At 72.1% G+C, this 1691-nt stretch carries 1 protein-coding gene and 1 pseudogene; both read left to right on the plus strand.

The features are described 5' to 3' along the window. On the plus strand, nt 1-838 hold an 838-nt coding region (locus WA805_RS31585; RefSeq protein ID WP_425244174.1), incomplete at its 5' end, for an ABC transporter permease subunit. Next, nucleotides 835-1691: pseudogene (locus WA805_RS31590) on the plus strand (hypothetical protein); the annotation flags it as partial. The gene WA805_RS31585 and the pseudogene WA805_RS31590, both read left to right, overlap by 4 nt.

Below are 1691 nucleotides of genomic sequence, written 5' to 3' on the forward strand. Positions count from 1 at the left end.
GCTCCAGGCCGCAGGGACCGCGCCAACCGCCCCGGCCGCGTCAGCGGAACCCGGCCCGTCACGGCTCGTCCGCGGCCGCGACGTGCTCGCCAGCGAATGGACCAAGCTCCGGTCGCTTCGGTCGAACCGCTGGACGCTGGCGGTCGCTGCCGTCGTGACGCTGGCGCTGACCGCGGTGGTGGCGCAGGCCTTCGCGGCCTCGCCGGACAGCGGGAAACATGCCGCAGTGATGGACCGGCTCGCCACCAGCTTCCTCGCCTACGCCGAGTACCTGGTGCTGCCCGTCACCGTCCTGAGCGTGCTGGTGTTCACTTCCGAATACGGCAGCGGGCTGATCCGCACCACGTTCACCGCCGTGCCACGGCGCCAGGCCGTACTGGCCGCCAAGGCGGCGGTCACCGGCACCGCGGCGCTCATCGTCGGGGAGATACTGGCCTTCGCGTGCTTTTTCCTGACCCAGGGGATCTTGTCCGGCCGGCATGGCGGGCTGTCGCTGGCGCACCCGGGCGCGCTGCGGGCCGTGCTGGCCGCCGGCTTCGTGCTGACCGCCTGCGCGCTGACAGGCGTTGGCGCCGGCGCGATCATCCGGCACACCGCGGGCGCTATCGCGGCGGCGATGACTGCCGTCATCTTGCTGGCCGTGCTGTGCCTGGCGCTGCCCGCGCCGTGGAACCTCCGGCTGGGCAGGTTCACCCTGCCGTTCGCCGCCTACGCGGAGGTGGCTGCGCATCCGCCCGGGGGACTGCTCTCCCCGTGGCTGTCGCTGCTCGTCCTGATCGCCTGGCCGGCGGCCGCCTTGTTCGCCGCCGCGGTCGTGCTCACCAGGAGGGACGTATGACATTCGCGGACACGGCGCTGGCCGTCATCGAGATGGCCAGGCGCGGAGAGTTCACCGGCATAAGCGACAGGTTCCTGCCTCAGCTCCGCCCGCTGGCGCCGCCGGATGCACTGCGGGCGGCGTGGGACGCGGAGGTGGCGAAAAACGGCCAGTTGTCCGCGCTTGGCACGCCGCTCACGGAGGCCGCCGGCCCTGGCACCGTGCTGGTGAAGGTCCCCGTGACGTTCGAGCACGCGACCGCGACCGTGGCCGTCGGCCTGGTCGGCGAGGAAGGCGAGGCAGGCGAGGCAGGCGGGGGAGACGAGGGACCCTGGATCATCGGCATCCAGCTGCTGCCGGCCAGCGCCGCCGCACCGGTCGGCCCCTGGGAGCCGCCGCCGTACGCGGACCCGGACTCGTTCACCGAGCACGACGTCACGGTCGGCGACGGGCCGCTGGCCGTACCTGGAACGCTGAGCGTCCCTCGCCGCGCCGGCCAGGTACCGGTCCCCGGCGTGGTACTGCTGGCCGGCTCGGGGCCGAATGACCAGGACGAGACAATCGGGCGCAACAAGCCGCTCAAGGACCTCGCCTGGGGACTGGCCACCGCGGGCGTCGCCGTGCTGCGGTTCGAGAAGGTGACCCGCGCCCACCCGGACCTGGTCGCCGGAAACCCGCACTTCACGCTGACCGATGAGTACGTGCCGCAGGCCGTCGCCGCGATCGGGCTGCTGCGCGGTCACCCGGCCGTGGACCCGGCGCGGCTCTTGGTGACGCCACTATTTATCTACAGCGGGATTGGAAAAATCCTCGCGTTTGGTGTCACGGCCTCGCGTCTGCCGGGCGGCGAGGGTGGTTTCGGCAGCTTTTTGGC

The sequence above is a fragment of the Trebonia sp. genome, assembly GCF_049794275.1.
GTDB lineage: Bacteria > Actinomycetota > Actinomycetes > Streptosporangiales > Streptosporangiaceae > Trebonia.